Source organism: Pseudomonas rhizozeae (assembly GCF_031583775.1).
Lineage (GTDB): Bacteria > Pseudomonadota > Gammaproteobacteria > Pseudomonadales > Pseudomonadaceae > Aquipseudomonas.
Map to the genome: position 1 here is coordinate 146,565 of NZ_JAVLSB010000049.1, position 20,165 is coordinate 166,729.

At 61.4% G+C, this 20,165-nt stretch carries 16 protein-coding genes; 12 read left to right on the plus strand and 4 right to left on the minus strand.

Features of this window, described 5'->3' with window-relative positions:
- Positions 1–21: 21 nt before the first annotated feature.
- The 12 genes from RG836_RS17830 (at position 22) to RG836_RS17885 (ending at position 12,363) form a co-directional block, all read left to right on the plus strand.
- Positions 22–1,014, plus strand: a complete 993-nt coding sequence (locus tag RG836_RS17830) for a D-cysteine desulfhydrase (RefSeq protein ID WP_310847982.1) — start codon at positions 22–24, stop codon at positions 1,012–1,014.
- A 327-nt stretch (positions 1,015–1,341) separates the two neighbouring features.
- Positions 1,342–2,139 carry a cystine ABC transporter substrate-binding protein gene (gene tcyJ / locus RG836_RS17835; RefSeq protein WP_310847983.1) on the plus strand — a complete coding sequence of 266 codons (798 nt, stop codon included), beginning with the start codon at positions 1,342–1,344 and terminating at the stop codon, positions 2,137–2,139.
- Positions 2,139–2,804, plus strand: coding sequence for a cystine ABC transporter permease (gene tcyL, locus RG836_RS17840; protein ID WP_310847984.1), 666 nt, complete (start codon positions 2,139–2,141; stop codon positions 2,802–2,804). Before tcyJ ends, tcyL begins: the two co-directional genes overlap by 1 nt.
- Positions 2,805–2,808: 4 nt before the next feature.
- Entirely contained in the window at positions 2,809–3,570 is a 762-nt protein-coding gene (tcyN, locus tag RG836_RS17845) for an L-cystine ABC transporter ATP-binding protein TcyN (RefSeq protein WP_310847986.1), read from the plus strand.
- 489 nt (positions 3,571–4,059) lie between these two features.
- Positions 4,060–4,824: a hypothetical protein gene (locus RG836_RS17850; RefSeq protein WP_310847988.1), complete on the plus strand. Its 765-nt coding sequence runs from the start codon at positions 4,060–4,062 to the stop codon at positions 4,822–4,824.
- A 244-nt stretch (positions 4,825–5,068) separates the two neighbouring features.
- Complete coding sequence (locus RG836_RS17855; protein WP_310847990.1) at positions 5,069–6,313, plus strand: SfnB family sulfur acquisition oxidoreductase; 1,245 nt, start codon at positions 5,069–5,071, stop codon at positions 6,311–6,313.
- Between the two features lie 37 nt (positions 6,314–6,350).
- Complete coding sequence (locus RG836_RS17860; protein ID WP_310847992.1) at positions 6,351–7,544, plus strand: SfnB family sulfur acquisition oxidoreductase; 1,194 nt, start codon at positions 6,351–6,353, stop codon at positions 7,542–7,544.
- Positions 7,544–8,911: an LLM class flavin-dependent oxidoreductase gene (locus RG836_RS17865; protein WP_310847994.1), complete on the plus strand. Its 1,368-nt coding sequence runs from the start codon at positions 7,544–7,546 to the stop codon at positions 8,909–8,911. Before RG836_RS17860 ends, RG836_RS17865 begins: the two co-directional genes overlap by 1 nt.
- Positions 8,912–9,037: 126 nt before the next feature.
- Positions 9,038–9,847, plus strand: coding sequence for a MetQ/NlpA family ABC transporter substrate-binding protein (locus RG836_RS17870; protein ID WP_310847996.1), 810 nt, complete (start codon positions 9,038–9,040; stop codon positions 9,845–9,847).
- A 2-nt stretch (positions 9,848–9,849) separates the two neighbouring features.
- Positions 9,850–10,971 carry a methionine ABC transporter ATP-binding protein gene (locus RG836_RS17875; protein WP_310847998.1) on the plus strand — a complete coding sequence of 374 codons (1,122 nt, stop codon included), beginning with the start codon at positions 9,850–9,852 and terminating at the stop codon, positions 10,969–10,971.
- Entirely contained in the window at positions 10,961–11,605 is a 645-nt protein-coding gene (locus RG836_RS17880) for a methionine ABC transporter permease (protein WP_310848000.1), read from the plus strand. The genes RG836_RS17875 and RG836_RS17880 overlap by 11 nt, the downstream gene beginning before the upstream one ends.
- A gap of 128 nt (positions 11,606–11,733) precedes the next feature.
- Positions 11,734–12,363, plus strand: a complete 630-nt coding sequence (locus tag RG836_RS17885) for a class I SAM-dependent methyltransferase (protein WP_310848001.1) — start codon at positions 11,734–11,736, stop codon at positions 12,361–12,363.
- 11 nt (positions 12,364–12,374) lie between these two features.
- Here RG836_RS17885 and RG836_RS17890 read toward each other — a convergent pair whose 3' ends face one another.
- The 4 genes from RG836_RS17890 to RG836_RS17905 all read right to left on the minus strand — a co-directional run bounded on the left by RG836_RS17890 (position 12,375) and on the right by RG836_RS17905 (position 20,035).
- Entirely contained in the window at positions 12,375–14,621 is a 2,247-nt protein-coding gene (locus tag RG836_RS17890; protein WP_310848003.1) for a glycoside hydrolase, read from the minus strand.
- Between the two features lie 196 nt (positions 14,622–14,817).
- Positions 14,818–17,871 (minus strand): efflux RND transporter permease subunit, encoded by a 3,054-nt coding sequence (locus tag RG836_RS17895; protein WP_310848005.1) that lies wholly within the window; start codon positions 17,869–17,871, stop codon positions 14,818–14,820.
- Complete coding sequence (locus RG836_RS17900) at positions 17,868–18,935, minus strand: efflux RND transporter periplasmic adaptor subunit (RefSeq protein WP_310848007.1); 1,068 nt, start codon at positions 18,933–18,935, stop codon at positions 17,868–17,870. The genes RG836_RS17895 and RG836_RS17900 overlap by 4 nt, the downstream gene beginning before the upstream one ends.
- Positions 18,932–20,035, minus strand: coding sequence for an efflux RND transporter periplasmic adaptor subunit (locus tag RG836_RS17905; protein ID WP_310848008.1), 1,104 nt, complete (start codon positions 20,033–20,035; stop codon positions 18,932–18,934). The genes RG836_RS17900 and RG836_RS17905 overlap by 4 nt, the downstream gene beginning before the upstream one ends.
- Between the last annotated feature and the right edge of the window lie 130 nt (positions 20,036–20,165).

A 20,165-nucleotide genomic window follows, 5' to 3' on the forward strand; every position in this document is an offset into this window, starting at 1 on the left:
CTTGTAGTCAGTACGGCCCCCATGATCAAACCACAGTTGGACCGTTTTACTCGCCTCAACCTGTTGAGCCACCCCACCGCCCTGGAAAAACTCGAGCGCCTGTCGACCTGGCTGGGCCGCGACGTGTATGTCAAACGCGATGATTTGACCCCCTTGGCGATGGGCGGCAACAAACTGCGCAAGCTCGAATACCTGGCCGCCGATGCGTTGGCTCAGGGCGCCGACACCTTGATCACCGCCGGCGCCCTGCAATCAAACCACGTGCGCCAGACTGCCGCGCTGGCGGCCAGACTCGGCTTGAGCTGCGTGGCGTTGCTGGAAAACCCGATCGGCACCGACGACAGCAATTACCTGAGCAACGGTAACCGGCTGCTGTTGGACCTGTTCGACACTAAAGTCGAATTGGTGGAAAACCTCGACAACGCTGACGAGCAGTTGCAGGCCTTGGCTGATCGGTTGCGCAACAGCGGCAGGAAACCCTACGTGGTGCCGATTGGCGGTTCCAACGCGCTGGGCGCCTTGGGCTACGTGCGCGCCGGGCTGGAACTGGCGGAACAGATCAAGGACACCGGCCTGCAATTCGCCGCCGTGGTCCTGGCCTCGGGCAGCGCCGGCACCCACAGCGGTCTGGCACTGGCATTGAGCGAAGCATTGCCGGAACTGCCAGTGATTGGCGTCACGGTCTCGCGCAGCGATGACGACCAGCGGCCCAAGGTTCAGGGTTTGGCGCAACGCACCGCTGAGCTGTTGGGCGTGAGCCTGCCGGCCAGTTTCAAGATTGAGCTGTGGGACGAATACTTCGCGCCGCGCTACGGCGAGCCGAATGCCGGCACCCTGGCTGCGGTGAAATTGCTGGCGAGCCAAGAGGGTTTGCTGCTGGATCCGGTCTACACCGGCAAGGCCATGGCCGGGTTGCTCGACGGCATCGGGCGCGGGCGTTTTGATGAAGGGCCGATCATTTTCCTGCACACCGGTGGCGCGCCGGCCTTGTTCGCTTACCACTCGGCGTTCTGACTATTGCAAAACGGTCTGGCGAGGGAGCTTGCTCCCGCTGGTCGCGCAGCAGCCCCCCATTTATTTGGCCATTGCAGGAAGTCCTTCGGCCTTCTACGGGAGCAAGCTCCCTCGCCACAGGTACAGCGTTACCCTTATATTCATTTAAAGAATAACAAACACAATATTTATTATTTTCCTATCTAAAAACGTCATCATATAGTCTCGCCGACGGCGAATTGCCGGGAGACGCATAGGCCGCTTTAAGGCAGGATATCGCAGTCACGAAATTCCCGGATTTGCCAACTTTCCTAACGCGTTTTTTCATAAGAAAACACAGGGGCTGTCATGAATTTTTCCGCACTACGTCGCAATCTGCTGGTGGGTTCGCTGGGCCTGGCGCTGAGCGCCGGTCTGCTGGGGCAAGCGGTTGCCGGTGAGCAACTGCAAAAAATCAAAGACGCGGGCGTGATCAACGTCGGCCTTGAAGGCACCTACCCACCGTTCAGCTTCGTCGATGAAAACGGCAAGCTTGCAGGCTTCGAGGTCGAGTTCTCCGAAGCACTGGCCAAGGAATTGGGCGTCAAGGTCAAACTGCAACCGACCAAATGGGACGGCATCCTCGCGGCGCTGGAATCCAAACGTCTGGACGCGGTGATCAACCAGGTGACCATTTCCGAAGAGCGCAAAAAGAAGTACGACTTCTCCGTGCCGTACACCGTCTCCGGGATTCAGGCCCTGACCAAGAAGGCCGATGCAGACACCATCAAGACCGCTGACGACCTGGCAGGCAAGAAAGTCGGGGTGGGCCTGGGTACCAACTACGAACAATGGCTCAAAGAGAACCAGCCTAAAGCCATCATCAAGACCTACGACGATGATCCAACCAAGTACCAGGATCTGCGCGTAGGCCGTATCGACGCCATTCTGGTGGACCGTCTGGCCGCACTGGAACTGGTCACCAAAACCAAGGACACCTTGGCCGTGGCCGGTGCCCCGTTCTCGCGTCAGGACGCCGGCATTGCCCTGCGCAAAGGCGAGCCTGAACTGCTGGCCGCCATCGACAAAGCCATCGAGAAACTGCGCGCCGACGGCACGCTGAAAAAGCTCTCGGAAAAATACTTCAACGCTGACGTCACTCAATAATGGAAGAAGCTTTTCAACTCGCGCTGGATTCCGCGCCCTTTTTGCTCAAGGGCGCGTACTACACGGTCATCCTCAGCCTGGGCGGGATGTTTTTCGGCCTGCTGCTGGGGTTTGGCCTGGCGCTGATGCGGTTGTCGCGCTTCAAGACCGTGAGTTGGCTGGCTCGCATCTATGTGTCGTTCTTTCGCGGCACGCCGTTGTTGGTGCAACTGTTCGTGATCTATTACGGCTTGCCGCAAATGGGCATCGAGCTGGATCCGCTGCCGGCGGCCCTGATCGGCTTCTCGCTGAACATGGCCGCGTACGCCTGTGAAATCCTGCGGGCCGCGATCAGTTCGATCGAACGCGGCCAGTGGGAAGCGGCGGCGAGTATTGGCATGACCCGCGCGCAGACCCTGCGCCGGGCCATCCTGCCGCAAGCCATGCGCACGGCGTTGCCGCCGCTGGGCAACAGCTTTATTTCGCTGGTCAAGGACACCGCACTGGCGGCGACCATCCAGGTGCCGGAGCTGTTCCGCCAGGCGCAGTTAATCACCGCTCGCACGTTCGAAGTCTTCACCATGTACCTGGCGGCGGCGCTGATCTACTGGATCCTCGCCAGTGTGCTCGCGCACTTGCAGAACCGCCTCGAAGACCGCGTCAACCGACACGACCAGGAGTCCTGACCCCATGATTGTCGTGGAAAAACTGACTAAGCAGTTCAAAGGTCAAGTGGTGCTGAACGGCATCGATCTGGAGGTCAAGGAAGGCGAGGTAGTGGCAATTATCGGGCCGAGCGGCTCGGGCAAAACCACCTTCCTGCGTTGCCTGAACTTCCTTGAGGAACCCACCAGCGGCCGGATCAAGGTCGGTGATATCGAGATCGATGGCAGCCGCCCGTTGAACCAACAGCAAGGCCAGGTGCGCAACTTGCGCCAGCACGTGGGTTTTGTGTTCCAGAACTTCAACCTGTTCCCGCACCGTACCGCCCTGGAAAACGTCATCGAAGGCCCGATCGTGGTCAAGAAGACCCCGCGCGCCGAAGCTGAGGCCTTGGGCCGCAAGCTGTTGGCCAGAGTGGGGCTGGCGGGTAAGGAAGATGCGTATCCGCGACGCCTCTCCGGCGGCCAGCAACAGCGCGTGGCGATCGCCCGGGCGCTGGCGATGGAGCCCGAAGTGATCCTGTTCGATGAGCCGACCTCGGCGCTCGACCCGGAGCTGGTGGGTGAAGTGCTGTCGACCATTCGCAGCCTCGCCGAAGAAAACCGCACCATGGTGATTGTCACCCACGAAATGGGCTTCGCCCGGGACGTGGCCAACCGTGTGGTGTTTTTCGACAAGGGCGTGATTGTCGAACAGGGCGAAGCCAAGGCACTGTTCGCCAATCCCAAGGAAGAACGAACCAGGCAATTTCTCAGCAAGTTCCTCACTGCCGGGCACGGTTCGAACTAAACATGAATACCGACTTCCATGGATGGAAGTTCATTCACACCCTTTGATTCTCCTATCTAACAACGCCACCTGTTTTCGCGCCAATTCCCGCCGCGTTGAATCTTATTCATTATTTTTTATTGCGCGTGCGGTACATATATATGTCTCGCAACACTTGATCTCCCTTTAAAATTCTTCGCAAGACAGCACCACGAGGCGGTCGCCGATAGGCACTCGCACCTTGAAAACCGCTGCTATTTGTCTTAAAACTCAACAAACACGCGACGCTTATTAACTTTCATGCGTAGGAAATTTCTGAATAGAATTTAATCAACCGCAACACTAAGTTGTTCTATTGACACTGATAACCGCGCCCTCTTATCTATCTCCAACAGGCGCCACTCAACACGACCCTTTATATAAAAGCCTTGATTGGTTTTGTTGCTCGGTAATTCGCGCCTTTGATCTTTCAGAAACGGACTTCGCTGCGAAAATTTTAAGGAGAACACCATGACAAGTACGTCGAACAAACCCGGACTCGCGGCACCCACATTGACGCAATCGTCCAGGGCTGGCATCAACATCACCTCTGCCGCCCATTTGCTGATCGACATCGCGCCCTACGCCAGCATGGATGAAGGCGATCTGATCGAGCTGTTCTGGGACAACTGCTACGTCGCGTCCAAAGTGCTCGGGCCGGCGGATATCGATCAAGTCGTCAGCCTGCGAGTGCCGGAAAGCTTCATTGCCAATGGCGCCTCGCGCATCCACTACCGCTTGATGCAGGTCGGGCAGGGCCCGGCGTTGTCGCCGGCGACGCGGGTGCAGGTCAAGCTTGATTGCCCGGGTGGCCAGCCCTCCCCGCTGTGTGGTGATGAAAACCAGAGCCTGGCACCGGTCGGCATCCCGGACACCATCCGCCGCCAGGGCGTGAACCCGAACCAGATCAAACGCGGCGTCCCCCTGACCATCGAGCCCTACGTCAACATGGCCGCCGACGACGCCATCACCCTGCGCTGGGGCGATGCGCGGATGGACCTGCCGCTGCTCAAGGCCAGCGACGTCGGCCAGCCGATCAATGTCTGGGTGCCGCCAGCGATTATTCTCGAGGCCGGCGAAGACCTGCGGCTGGAAGTCACCTACTGCATCCTCGACCGGGTGGGCAATAACTCGCGCTGGGCACCGGCGCGGACGCTGAAAATAGGCTGCGCCAATCCGTACTTGAAAGCCTCTTCCAGACCCTTGTTGATGGCCGCTGAAGATCGTGCCGAGTAAGTTCAGCCGTACCTGCCGGGGTCGCGTTGGCTCGTCGATGCGACCCTTCTATGTATATTCCTAAAAGTTAGTTTATTAATTATTTATACACGCTTAGGGTATATAGACCGGACCACCGGACATTCTTGGTTTTTTCGATATCGCTGCACGACGCGGCGCTTTCCCTGAGATGTGAGGTAGGTATGGTCAGAATCACCCCGGTGCGAATCGCCAGGGCATTGTGTGCAGCCACGGAGCGGCACTGATGTCTAACTTGGCAGATACACCCGTCCAGCACAGCGACCTGGACATCGCCCCGCTGTTGTTGCCGGCGCTCGTCCTGCGCAATGACGCACAAGCACTCAAAGCCGCCCACGATCTCGCCGCCGTCGCCCGGCTGCAGGCCGCCAAGCGTGATCGGCAACGCAAACTTCCCTGGTCGGAAATCGAGCAATTCACCCGCAGCGGCTTGGGCAGCATTGCCATCCCTCGGCAGTACGGCGGGCCACAAGTCTCGTTCGTCACCATTGCCGAGGTGTTCGCGATCATTTCCGCAGCGGATCCAGCATTGGGGCAAATCCCGCAGAATCAGTTCGGCATCCTCAACCTGCTGCAACACAGCGCCAGTGAACGGCAGAAAAAACTGTTGTTCCAGAGCGTGCTCGACGGCTGGCGCATCGGCAATGCTGGCCCGGAACGCGGCACCAAAAACACCCTGGAATTGAAAACGCGCATCACCGCCGACGGTGACGGTTATGTCATCAGCGGCCAGAAGTTCTACTCCACCGGCGCGCTGTTCGCCCATTGGGTCGCTGTCAAAGCCATCAATGACGAAGGCAAGCAAGTCATGGCTTTCGTCCGCCGTGGCAGCGAGGGCCTGCGGATCGTCGACGACTGGTCCGGGTTCGGCCAGCGCACCACCGCCAGTGGCACCGTGTTGCTCAATCAAGTGCCGGTCGATGCCGAACTGGTGGTCGACAACTGGCGAGTCAATGACAGCCCGAACATCCAGGGCGCCGCTTCACAATTGATCCAGGCGGCCATCGACGCCGGCATTGCCCGTGGTGCCATCGACGACGCCATCGAGTTCGTCAAAACCCGCGCACGTCCGTGGATCGACGCCAATGTCGAACGCGCTGGTGACGACCTGTACGTGATCGCTGATATCGGCAAGCTGAAGATCGAACTGCACGCCGCCGAAGCGCTGTTGCGCAAGGCCGGCAAAGTGCTGGATGAGGTCAGCGCCGCGCCCGTTACGGCCGAATCCGCCGCCCGTGCCTCGATCGCGGTGGCCGAGGCCAAGGTGCTGACCACCGAAATCTCATTGTTGGCCAGCGAAAAGCTGTTCGAACTTGCCGGCAGCCGCGCCACCCTCGCCGAATTCAACCTTGACCGCCACTGGCGCAACGCCCGGGTGCACACCCTGCACGACCCGGTACGCTGGAAATACCACGCCATTGGCAGTTTTCGCCTGAACGGCACCTTGCCGGCTCGCCACTCCTGGATTTGACCACCAGACACTTTTCACCAGAGCTCTGGAGAAACACATGACTTATTCCCATCACGTCGCGGTGATTACCAGCGATGAGCAAGCCCTGATTGTCGCCAGTGATCTGGCCGAGGATTTTCGCCGCGACAGCGCCCTGCGCGACCGCGAGCGCCGTCTGCCGCACGCCGAACTGGAAGTGTTTTCCCGCTCGGGCCTGTGGGGTATCAGCGTGCCCAAGACCTTCGGGGGCGCAGGCGTGTCCAACGTCACCCTGGCCAAGGTGATCGCGCTGATTTCCCAGGCTGACGCGTCCCTGGGGCAGATTCCGCAAAACCATTTTTATGCCCTCGAAGTGCTGCGGGTCAACGGCAGCGCCGAGCAGCAACAGCGCCTGTACGCCGAAGCGTTGGCCGGGCAACGCTTCGGCAATGCACTGGCGGAACTGGGCACCAAGACCGCCCATGACCGCATCACGCAATTGACCCGCGACGGCCACGGCTATCGCATTAACGGCCGCAAGTTCTACGCCACCGGGGCGATTTACGCCCAGCGCATCCCGACCTCGGTGGTGGATGAGCGCGGTGTGCAGCAACTGGCATTCGTACCGCGCGACAGCCAGGGCCTGACGGTGATCGATGACTGGAGCGGTTTCGGCCAGCGCACCACCGGCAGCGGCTCGGTGGTGTTCGAGGATGTGTTCGTCGCCGCCGAAGACGTGATCCCCTTTCAAAGCGCCTTTGAGCGTCCGACACCGGTCGGCCCGTTGGCGCAGATTCTTCACGCCGCCATCGACACCGGCATCGCCCGCGCGGCCTATGAAGATGCGCTGCACTTCGTGCGCACCAAGACCCGGCCGTGGATCGATGCCGGTAACGACAAGGCCACCGAAGACCCGCTGACGCTGAAAAGTTTCGGCCACTTGAGCGTGCGCCTGCACGCCGCCGAAGCCTTGCTCGAACGCGCCGGCGAGTTCTTGGACAACGCCCAGGCCGAGACCAATGCCGAGACGGTCGCCGCCGCGTCGATTGCCGTGGCCGAAGCGCGGGCGATCAGCACCGAGATATCCCTCGCCGCCGGCAGCACCCTGTTCGAACTCGCCGGCAGCCAGGCCACCCTCGCTGAGCACGGCCTCGACCGCCACTGGCGCAACGCCCGGGTCCACACCCTGCACGACCCGGTGCGCTGGAAGTACCACGCGGTGGGCAATTACTACCTCAATGACGCAAACCCGCCACTGCGGGGGACCATCTGATGGGCGCGCCCGCCGGCAGCAAGAAAAAAATCCTGCTCAACGCGTTCAACATGAACTGCATCGGGCACATCAACCATGGTCTGTGGACCCACCCACGGGACAACTCAACCCAATACAAAACCCTGGCTTATTGGACCGAACTCGCTCAGTTGCTGGAGCGCGGGCTGTTCGATGGGTTGTTCATCGCCGACATCGTCGGTGTGTATGACGTCTACCAACAGTCGGTGGACGTGCCGCTCAAAGAGTCGATCCAGTTGCCGGTCAACGACCCGCTGTTGCTGGTTTCGGCCATGGCGGCGGTGACCAGGAACCTCGGCTTCGGCCTGACCGCCAACCTCACCTACGAGCCGCCGTACTTGTTCGCCCGGCGCCTGTCGACCCTCGATCACCTGAGCAACGGCCGCGTCGGCTGGAACATCGTCACCGGTTACCTTGACAGCGCCGCCAAGGCCATGGGCCTGACCGAACAGGTTGAGCATGACCGCCGCTACGACCAGGCCGACGAATACCTGGAGGTGCTTTACAAACTCTGGGAAGGCAGTTGGGAAAACGACGCGGTGATCAACGATCGTCAGCAACGGGTCTACGCCCAGCCGGAGAAAGTGCACAAGGTCGAACACCGGGGCGAGTTCTATCAGGTCGAGGGCTATCACCTCTGCGAGCCGTCGCCGCAACGCACGCCGGTGTTGTTCCAGGCCGGCAGTTCCGAGCGGGGCTTGCTGTTCGCCGGCCGGCATGCCGAGTGCGTGTTTATCAGCGGGCAGAACAAGCCGTCGACCAAAGCGCAGGTGGACAAGGTCCGCGCCAGCGCCGCAGCCGCCGGGCGCGATCCCGAGGACGTAAAGGTGTTCATGGGCCTGAACGTGATCGTCGGCGAGAGCGAAGCAGCAGCCTGGGCCAAACATGCCGAGTACCGGAGCTACGCCAGCGCCGAGGCGGGCGTGGCGCACTTTTCCGCGTCCACCGGCATCGATTTTTCCGAGTACGAACTCGACGAACCGATCCAGTACGTCAAGAGCAACGCCATCCAGTCGGCCACCAAGCACCTGCAAAACAACGACTGGACCCGGCGCAAATTGCTTGAACAACACGCCCTCGGCGGCCGCTACATCACCGTGGTCGGCTCGCCGCAGCAAGTGGCGGATGAGCTGGAATCGTGGATCGCCGAAACCGGCCTCGATGGCTTCAACCTGACGCGGATCGTGACCCCGGAAAGCTACGTGGATTTCATCGACCTGGTGATCCCCGAACTGCAACGCCGTGGCTCGTACAAGACCGCTTACGACCCCGGCACCTTGCGCGAAAAATTGTTTCACGGCGAAGCGCAGTTGCCTGGGCAGCACACTGGATCGTCGTTCAGGCGCTAAACGCATCGCTGGCAAACCAGCCTCCACAGGGACATGTGCCACTCACGACACCTGTGGGGAGTTGGCTTGCCAATGATGAACTCCGAGCACACACCACACATTTAATGCACTGACTGGAACCTCACCATGACCAAAAAACTCCTCAGCCACCCAGTCAAAGCACTGGCACTGGCCCTCGGCCTGTTCAGCTCGGTCGCATTCGCGGCCGATGCGCCGCTGAAAATCGGCACCACCGCCGCGTTCGCCATTCCTCTGGAAGCGGCGGTTGAAGAAGCCAGCAAGCAAGGCTTGAAAGTCGAGCTGGTGGAATTCACCGACTGGATCGCGCCGAACGTCAGCCTCGCCGCTGGCGATATCGACGTGAATTACTTCCAGCACATCCCGTTCCTGGAAAACGCCAACGCCGCCGCCGGCACTGAGCTGGTGCCGTTCGCGCCGGGGATCATCAACAACGTCGGTCTCTATTCGAAGAAATACAAAAGCTTCGACGAGTTGCCGCAAGGCGCCAGCGTGGCCATCGCCAACGACCCGATCAACAGCGGTCGTGGCCTGCAACTGCTGGCCAAGGCAGGCTTGATCACGCTTAAACCGGGGGTCGGCTACAAGGCCACCGAAGAAGACATCATCGCCAATCCGAAGAAAATCAAAATCCTCCAGGTCGAAGCCGTGCAACTGGTGCGCGCCTACGACGACGCCGATCTGGTGCAGGGTTACCCGGCCTACATCCGCTTGTCCAAGACCTTCGATGCCGGTTCGGCGCTGCTGTTCGACGGCCTCGATCACAAGGAATACGTGATCCAGTTCGTGATCCAGCCCAAGAGCAAAACCGATCCACGGCTGATCAAATTCGTCGACATCTACCAGCATTCTCCGGCGGTGCGCGCCGCCCTGGATAAAGCCCACGGCAAGCTCTATCAAGCGGGTTGGGAAAGCTGACCATGACTGCCGCCACCCAACTGAAGCTGGAGATTCCGGCCCCCCACAGCGCTGAACACACGCAGTTGCACCCGCAACTCAACCGCGCCCACGTGCGGTTTATCGGCCTGGGCAAAACCTATGACGGTGCGCAAGGCCCCGTCGCGGCGCTGCACAGCATCGACCTCGCGGTGCAGCGCGGTGAGGTGTTCGGCATCATCGGCCGCAGCGGCGCCGGCAAATCGTCGCTGATCCGCACCATCAACCGGCTCGAACAGCCGACCAGTGGCCGGGTGCTGATCGATCAAGTGGACATCGGCGACTTCGACGAAGATCGCCTGGTGGCGCTGCGTCGGCAGATCGGCATGATCTTTCAGCACTTCAACCTGATGTCGGCCAAGACCGTGTGGCAGAACGTCGAGTTGCCGCTGAAAGTCGCTGGCGTGCCCCGGGAGCAACGGGACAAAAAGGTCCGCGAACTGCTGGAACTGGTGGGTTTGCAAGACAAGCACAAGGCCTACCCGGCGCAGCTGTCCGGCGGCCAGAAACAGCGTGTCGGTATCGCCCGGGCGCTGGTGCATGACCCGCAAATCCTGCTGTGCGACGAGGCCACCTCGGCGCTGGACCCGGAGACCACCCAATCAATCCTCGGCCTGCTACGCGAGATCAATCAGCGCCTGGGCCTGACCATCATTCTGATCACCCATGAAATGGCGGTGATTCGCGACCTGTGCGATCGGGTGGTAGTGCTCGAACATGGGCGGATCGTCGAGCAAGGCCCGGTGTGGGAAGTGTTTGGCAACCCGCAGCATGAGGTCAGCAAGACCCTGCTCGCGCCGCTGCAACACGCGTTGCCGGACGAGCTGCAAAACCGTTTGCAGGCGCAACCACAATCGGCCGACGCCGCGGTGGTGCTGCGGTTGCAGTTCACCGGCAGCGCCACGGACGAACCAGACCTGGCCGCGCTGTTCGCCGCCCTCGGTGGTCGGGTGCGCTTGCTGCAAGGTGGAGTGGAGCGGATTCAGGGCCACGCACTCGGGCAATTGCTGCTGGCGGTGGCCGGCTCGTCCTTGGGTGCGGATGCGTTGAAACAGCGTGCCAGCCAATGGGCGCAACAGGTAGAGGTGTTGGGTTATGTGGGTTGATCGCTTGTGGCAAGGTTTTATCGACACCTTTCTGATGGTGGGCGTGTCGTCGCTGATTGCGTTGCTGGTGGGGATTCCGATGGCAGTGATCCTGGTCACCAGCACCAAGGGCGGCATCTACGAAGCACCCACTCTGAACCGAATCCTGGGCGGGTTCGTGAACCTGTTCCGCTCGATCCCGTTCCTGATTCTGATGGTCGCGCTGATCCCCTTCACCCGGCTGATCGTCGGCACCACGTATGGCGTGTGGGCCGCCGTGGTGCCGCTGACCATCGCCGCCACGCCGTTCTTCGCGCGCATCGCCGAAGTCAGCTTGCGCGAGGTCGACCATGGCCTGATCGAGGCCGCGCAAGCCATGGGCTGCCGGCGCTGGCACATCGTGCGCCATGTGCTGTTGCCCGAGGCACTGCCGGGGATCGTCGGCGGTTTTACCATCACCCTGGTGACCATGATCAACTCCTCGGCCATGGCCGGGGCGATTGGTGCTGGCGGCCTGGGCGACATTGCCTATCGCTACGGTTATCAACGCTTCGACAGCCAGATCATGCTGATCGTGATTGTGCTCTTGGTGGTGTTGGTGGCGGCGATTCAACTGGGCGGTGACCGATTGGCGCGGGGCTTGAACAAGCGCTGATCCACAGAGGATTTGGCCACATTGTGATTTTTTGTGAGTACTGCGGCCTCCAGCGGGGGCAAGCGCCCTCGTCACGGGTCGGTGGGGTATATTCGCCACTTTCCCATTGCCCGCGCAGCCGATCACTCATGAAACAGACCATCGACGACCTCAACCAGATCACCAGCCGAACCCTGGATCATTACAACTCGGTGGCCGAGAGTTTCCGCGAGGGCACCCGCGATCATGATGTGAGTCAGAACATCGAGGCGTTGTTGCGGCACATCCAGGGTGCGGCGCCCTTGAGCATCCTGGATTTCGGCTGCGGCCCGGGTCGCGATCTGCAAACCTTCACCCGTTTGGGACACCGCGCAATCGGCCTCGACGGCTCGGAAAAACTGGCGCAGATGGCCCGTGACGACAGTGGTTGCGAGGTTTGGCAGCAGGACTTTCTAAAGCTGGATTTGCCGGCGGAACGTTTCGACGGCATTTTCGCCAACGCCGTGCTGTTCCACATCCCGCGCCAGGAGCTGCCACGAGTGCTGCAAGAGTTGCACGGCGCGCTGAAGCCCGGCGGCGTGCTGTTCAGCTCCAACCCTCGGGGCGAGAATCAGGAAGGCTGGAACGGTCCGCGCTATGGCTCGTATCACGACCTGGCGGCGTGGCAAGCGTTGCTCACGCAGGCGGGATTCGTCGAGCTCGAACACTACTATCGCCCGGCGGGACTACCGCGAGATCAGCAGCCGTGGCTGGCCAGCGTGTGGCGCAAATCGGCGTAAGTCATGCTCACTCAGGACGGCGACAAAACCCGATAATCGATCACGGCCCCGTCCGTGATTAACGCCGTGATGCTGTGCCCCGCCAGTTCCTGGCCTTCCACACGGCGTACGCGCGAATCAAAATTCGCCAGCAATCGAGTGCCATCCGCGAACGTCGTCTGCTGCACCAGACGATCCGCCGTCAGCCAACGAAAATCCGTCAGCGTCTGCGTCGCCAGGCGCTGGTGCAAGGGTCGAAAAAACCGGTCCTGACGCGCCATCACGGGCAGTCGTAGGGCCAACGTATCGGCGCTCAGGTGATACAGCGGCGCCACGTTGTAGAGCAACTGCGCCAGTTCGTTTTCGGCTCGCACGTTGCTGAATTTCAGGCTGTCGAACAACCAGTGATGGGAGGTGATCACCGAACCGTGAAACACCGTCTGATACAGGGGTAATCGGGTCTGTGCCGCAAAGTGCACCGTGCGATAGGGTTGCTTGAGCGGCACTGTTTTGAAAAAGACCTCGGGCTCTTCGTTCGGAAACCAGCGGCCCAGGTAGTACGGCGACTGGTGGTCTTTGCTCATGTCCGTATCACCCCAACCGATCACCGGGGTCTGCATGCCATGGGCAAATAAGATGCCCCGCGCCGTGGTGGCATTGCCGTCCTCCGAGCCGGACGGCAGCTGCAGTTGTTCGTTGACCCAGCGCGAGGCATCGATATTGCCCAGGGCGTTCTCGGCCTGGGTCAGGCTGGCCGTGGGGCGATAGCTGTCGAACACCATGCCCGTGGCGTAGGCATCGAGAAACCAGCTATTGAACCCGGCCTGGCTCTGCACGGCGCGAATCCGCGCCTCGAGCAACGGCCTGACACACCGTGGATCAGTGTAATGCCCGGATTGCTGGAAACCGCGTTTCAACGTGCCGCCGCGCAACACAATGGCGCACTCGAGATTAGCCCGGGAACCGAGGTGAGCGGTGGTCCAGTCCGGATTTTCAGTGGCGGCCAATGCCGTTTCGTAAGAGTCGTAAGGCGCCACCAGATAACCGGTCGCCACTCCCTGACGCACCGTTTCCGGATGCCAGAGCCCGCCCTCCCAACCTTCGCCGAGGCCGACCCATAAGCGTGATAACCCGGCGGCTTTGAACTGTTCGAAGGTTCGCGGCGATAACCCGCGGCCCCAGCGCTCCGGCGTTGTTGTCAGTGCTTCAGCCAATACCTCCTGCACTTGCGCGCGCAATTGACCATACCCTTCGGCCAACTGCCGCATGTCCGGCTCAACGACGCCCTGCCAGCCACTCCGTGCCTTGCGGTTGAGCGCGCCATTGAGACCGCGCAGTAACGTGGTTCGCTGGTAGCGGTTGAGGGGTGGCTGCGCGCGGCTGAGGAGTTGTCGGGTTTCAACGTCGAAGCCGGCGCGCCATTCACTCACCAGCGCGCCCTCGCCCCGCAACAGTTTGAGCAGTGCCGGCCAGTTGCGCACATCGTCAGGCCCGAGCAGGTCATTGCCCCACAGGTAAACGTGACTGGCGCCCAACAGCTTTTCCGCCTCAGGGGTCTTCCGCAGTTTGTCGCTGAGGAATTCGTATTGCCCGTTGTCGATCAGCCACTGTCGATATCGCTTGGCCCCCGCCAGCGGGTCGGCATCCCCCAGCGACAACATGAATGTCAGCGGCGTGCCGGGTTCCAGTGTGGTGAACTCATGACGGGCGGCCAGCGCCAGCGTCTTGCCCTCGGCGCTGAACGCCAAAAGATTGTTGTACGGACGGGTCATCAGCCAGTTCAGGGTGAAGCTGCCGTGATCGACACCCCACAGCGGCAGGCTCAAGTCCTGGGAGGTATTGACCTCGCCCTGAGTCAGCAGGAAGTCTTGCCACACTGGATCGCCGGCAGGCACGTAATGCCCCTCGGCCAGCGGCCAGAGCAGGCCTTTGCCCATGGCGCTGCCTGCTTGCCTGAGGAAGTTCAGCGACCCCGGATCGCGGGCGGTGATGGACAGCGCAAGATCGCGCTGATCGAGCCTGGCGCTGAGGGTCCAGGCACCGTCGTCCCATTGCCAATCGATACGGTCAGGGGACTGGGCGAGGTGGCTGACTTGGTGCGCGGCGATGCCGGCGGAGGCTTCAACCGTTTCAGCCTGCGCGGGCGTGACACGAATCGCCAACGTCGCGGGCTCCAGATCAACTCGCCACAGCGGGTTTTCCAAAACGATCCCGGCCCAGGCCCCCGGCGAGCACAGCAGCGTGCAGATCAGCAACAGAGCGCGGAAATGGGGCGGCATGGGAAGATCCCTTCTGCGTCAAAGAGCAGGGAGGGTAAGGCAAGGCGCGCGGGCTTGTCGGTCGGAAAAATGTTGCAAAATTGTAGATCAGTGTCGCGGCCAACCTGCTCCCACAGCGGAGTATCCGCCGTGGCAACAGGCATGTTGGCGAAGGGAGAGTGTCAGTTGGACGAAGACACCGATGCCCTCAGCCGCCTCACGATGTCTCTTTCTGCGGCTCGCGAATCTTGTACCAGGCCACGTACAACGCCGGCAAAAACAGCAGGGTCAGCAGCGTGGCAATGATGATCCCACCGATCATCGCGTAAGCCATCGGGCCCCAGAACACTTCCCGGGCGATCGGGATCATGCCCAGGCTTGCGGCAGCGGCCGTCAGCAGGATCGGCCGACGTCGATGCTCGGTGGCTTCGACGACCGCATCCCACGGCGTGTAGCCGTCCTTCTCGTAGGCATCGATCTGCGTCACCAGAATCACCGAGTTGCGGATGATGATGCCGATCAGCGCAAGAATCCCGAGGATCGCCACGAAGCCCATCGGCGTGCCCGTCGGCACCAGCGCCAGCACCACACCAATCAGCCCGAGCGGGGCGACGCTGGCCACCAGGAACAGCTTCTGCACGCTGTGCAACTGAATCATCAGAAAGGTCGCCATCAGAAACAGCATCAGCGGTACAACCTTGGCGATCGGCCCTTGGGCCTTGCCGCTTTCCTCCACCGTACCGCCGGTAGCAACCTTGTAACCCACCGGCAGATTGGCGGCGAACTGGTCGATGGTCGGCTTCAGTTCTTTCACCAGATCGGTCGGCTGGATCTCGTCGCGCACCGCAGCCTTGATGGTGATGGTCGGTTTACGGTCGCGCCGCCACACCAGCGGTTGCTCCAGTTCATAGCGCACGCTGGCGAAGGCAAGCAACGGTATGGAAGTGCCGCTCGGCGTAACGATCTGCAGGTTTTGCAGGGTCTCCGGCGTACCGCGTTCGGCGTCCACCGCGCGGCCCACCACGTTGATCAAGTAAATGTCATCGTCAACCTGAGTCACCGGCGAACCGACGACAATGCTGTTCATCAGGTTGGCCACGTCCTCGGACGACAGCCCCAACTGCCGCGCCTTGTCCTGGGCAATGTCGATGCGCAGGACTTTGCCCGGTTCGTTCCAGTCGTAAATGATCTCGCCGATGTGCGAGTTTTCATCGAGTTTGGTCGCCAGTTCGATCGCATGTTTACGCACCTGGTCGATGTCCTTGCCGCTGACCCGGTACTGAATCGGCCGGCCCACCGGCGGGCCCATTTCCAGGGCTTGCACGTAACTGCCGATGCCGACGAAATCCTTGCGCAGCCTTTCCGTCAGGCGATGGCTGAGGGCGGTGCGCGATTCCAGGCCTTTGCTGACGATCACCAACTGCGCGTAGTACGGGTTCTGCAATTGCTGGTCGAGGGGCAGGTAGAAACGAATCGCACCTTCGCCGATGTACGTGCTCCAGCGCACGATGTCCGGGTCGTCCTTGAGGATGGCTTCGAGCTTGTCCACCGCTTTGCGGGTTTCGTTGATCGAGGCGTTTTGCGGCAGGTTGAGGTCGACCAGAATTTCCGGGCGATCCGACGACGGGAAGAACTGGTTCTGCACAAATCGCATGCAGAACACCGCCAGCACGAACAGCAAAATCGTGATGCCGATCGCCCACCAACGGTTGCGCATGGCCCACAGCATGCCGCTGTTGAAACCTCGGCCGATGCGTCCCGGCTCCCCGGAATGCGGTTTCACGTTGGCACTCAGGATGTGCACACCAATCACCGGGGCGAACAGCACCGCGACCACCCACGACACCAGCATCGCCACCGCGATCACCGCAAACAGAGTGAAGGTGTACTCCCCCGCCGAACTGGCGTTGAGGCCGATCGGCACAAAACCGGCGACAGTCACCAGGGTGCCGGTGAGCATCGGGAACGCGGTCGAGGTGTAGGCGAAGGTTGCCGCTTGCTCCTTGGTCTCGCCCATCTCCAGGCGTGTGACCATCATCTCCACGGTGATCATCGCGTCGTCCACCAACAACCCGAGGGCGATGATCAGCGCGCCGAGGGAAATCCGCTGCATCGTGATGCCGCTGTATTCCATGAACACAAAGACCATCGCCAGCACCAGCGGAATCGAGCAGGCCACCACCAGCCCGGCGCGCACGCCAAGGCTGATGAAGCTGACGATCAGCACAATCACCACCGCTTCGAACAAAGCGCTGGTGAAACCGCCCACCGCCTCCTCCACCACTTCGGCCTGGTCGGACACGTTGTGCACGCCCACACCCACCGGCAGGTCGGCGGTCAGGTCGGTCATGCGCTGGTGCAGCGCCTTGCCGAACTCCTGGATGTTGCCGCCCTTCTTCATCGCAATCGCCAGGCCGATGGCCGAGTGACCGTTGTAGCGGAATTCCGGGGTTGACGGGTCAACGTAGCCGCGGCTGATTTCGGCGATGTCGGCCAGGCGATAGAAGCGATCGTTGAGCTTGAGGTTGACGTCGGCCAGGTCTTTTTCCGAGGCGAATTGCCCGGACGTGCGCACCGAAATCCGTTCCGGCCCGGCCTCGATCACCCCGGCCGGCGTCACCGCGTTCTGCGATTGCAGGCTCTGCACCACTTGCCCCTGATCGATGCCGAGGGCGGCGAGTTTGCGCGTGGAGAAATTCAGGTACAGCACTTCGTTCTGCTCGCCGATCATCTCGACCTTGCCCAGGCCCGGCACTTCGCGGATCTCGGCGCGCACTTGCTCGACATAGTCGCGCAACTGGCGCATCGACAAACCGTCAGCGGTAAAGGCGTAAACCGAACCGTACACATCACCGAATTCGTCGTTGAACCCCGGGCCTTGCAAGCCTTGGGGGAAGTCACCGCGAATGTCGTTGATCTTCTTGCGCACCTGGTACCAGATTTCCGGGATGTCCTTGGCGCTGGTGGTGTCGCGCAGGAACACGAACACCGTCGACTCACCGGGCCGGGTGTAGCTCTTCACGTAGTCGAGGGAATCGAGTTCCTCGAGTTTTTTCTCGATGCGGTCGGTGACCTGTTTAAGGGTTTCTTCCTGGGTCGCGCCAGGCCAGCGGGTCTGGATGACCATGGTCTTGATGGTGAAGGACGGGTCTTCCTCACGGCCCAGGTTCATGTACGAAAACACGCCCATCAGCAGCGCGACGAACATCAAATACCAGACAAACGACTGATGCTTGAGGGCCCATTCGGACAGGTTGAAACTCCCTTTCATCGCGGGGCATCCTCATCGACTTTGACTTTCTGCCCCGGTTTGAGGCTGTTGACACCGGCACTCACCACGCGCTCGCCGGCCTTCACGCCGTCGGCCAGGATCATCGTGCCATTGGTGCGGCTGATCAGGTTGACGTCGCGCGGGGCAACGGTCTGGTTCTGTGCATCAATGACCCAGATGCGGGTTTTGCCGTCGACCTCCTGCAGCGCGGTGATCGGCAGTTCGATCCGTGGCTTGATGGTCGAGCTGACGGTGACCGCAATCGCCGTGCCCAAGCGAAACCCCGGCGGCGCTTCGGCCAGGGTCAGGCGCGCGCGACGGGTGCGGGTGGCGCTCTGCGCCTGGGGCTCGATTTCGCGGATGATTGCCGTGCTGCGGATGCTCGGATCAAGCTGCGCGGCGACGTCGAACACCGCGTCTGGCGGCAACTGGTCGACCAGCACATCGGGCAGGTCGATCACCGCTTCCTTGATGTCCGGTTGCGCCAGCGTCACCACTTGCTGGCCGGCCGTCACCACTTGCCCGGCTTCGGCATTCCATGCGGTAACAATCGCCCGGTGGTCAGTACGCAATTGCACATATTCCAGTTGATCCTTGGCCTGGTTCACCGAGGCCTTGGCCTGATCGAGGGAGGCCTGGGTGGTTTTCAGATCGGTCTGGGCGATGTCCAGTTGCGCCTGGGCGCCAACGCCACGGTCGAACAGCGCTTGCTGGCGGCGGGCGTTGGCCTGGGCGTTGATGTACTGCGCTTCGATACGCGCCAGATCGCCCTGGGCCGAGCGCAACTGGTTCTGCTGATCGGTCGGGTCGAGGGTCGCAAGCAAGGCGCCCTTGTCGACTTCGGCGCCAACATCGACGTTACGGCTGGCGATGCGCCCCGGCACACGAAAGCCGACATTGCTCTCGTAGCGCGCCTGGATGCTGCCGGCGAAACGCCCGAGGTTTTCCTGATCCAGCGCTTGCACCTCGACCGACAACACCGGGCGCACCGGCTCCGGTGGTGCTTCTTCTTTCGAGCAGGCCGCGAGCAACAGCGCGGCGGGTATCAGCAACAGGCGCTTCATGGCTGGGCTCCCGGTTGCAGATCCTTGTAGGTGTTTTCGGCGATCTCGACTTTCATGCCGGGATGCAGTAACTGGCCGCCGGCGACCACGACTTTTTCGCCGCCGTTCAAACCGCCGCTGACAATCACTTTGCCGGTCAGGTAGCGGCCCACCGTCACCGTGTGCAGTTGCGCCTGGCCCTCGCCGTCCACCAGCCATACGGCGGGGTCGCTGAGGTTTTTAGTCAGCGCCGACCAGGGCAGTTCGACAGCGGATTTGCCGGCGGTCTTCGCCGTGGCGCTGACCACCGAGCCCAACTGCATGCCGTCGGGCAAGCCATTGAGGGTGACTTTGACTTGCACCGTGCCGGTTTGCGCTGACACCGCCGGGGTGATTTCGCGCACAGTGCCGGTGGTTTTGATGTTTGGATTGTCGAGCAGGCTGACTTCCACCGCCTTATCGCTGGGCGGCTCGGCCAACAGGGATTCGTAGACGTTGAACACCGCATCGCGTTCGCCGTCTCGGGCCAGGCTGTAGATCGGCACGGTGGCTTGCACCACTTGACCGACCTCGGCCTGCCGCGCAGTGATAATGCCCGGCGCTTCGGCGATCAGTGAGGTGTAGCTCAGTTGTTCGCGGGCATTGGCCAACTGCGCCTGGGCGGCGGCCAACGCACTCTGGCTGCTGCGCAGCGCGGCTTGCGCGGCGTCGTATTCGCTCTGGCTGGTGTAGCCCTTGGGCAAGAGTTTCTGCTGACGGACGAAGGCCGCGGCGGTCTGCTTGACCCGCGCCTGCTCGGCCACGACCTGGGCCTGGGCGGAATCGACGTTGGTCTGCAAATCCTTGGGATCGAGCTTGGCCAGCACTTGTTTCGCCGACACCCGATCACCGACATCCACCATACGCTGGATGATCTTGCCGCCGACGCGGAACGACAACTCGGTCTGCACCCGCGCCTGCACGTCGCCGGTGAGGGTCACGGACGCGGCGTACTCGGCCGGTTTGACCTCTTGCACAAACACTCGCGGGCGCTCTTTCTCCACTGGCGCCTTATCGCCGCACGCGGCCAGCAGCGCCAGCAGACTCAGACCCATTACCACTTTGATGCCAGGACCAGCCATGCAGACTCCTTTGCGTTGTACGGGCGTGCCAGTGACGATACGACTGTGAGCTTAGAACAGGGTTCCACCCTTGCACGGTGATAAAACGGTCGCAGCGCATTCAGGCAAACTACCGCCCCCGGCGAAAGGA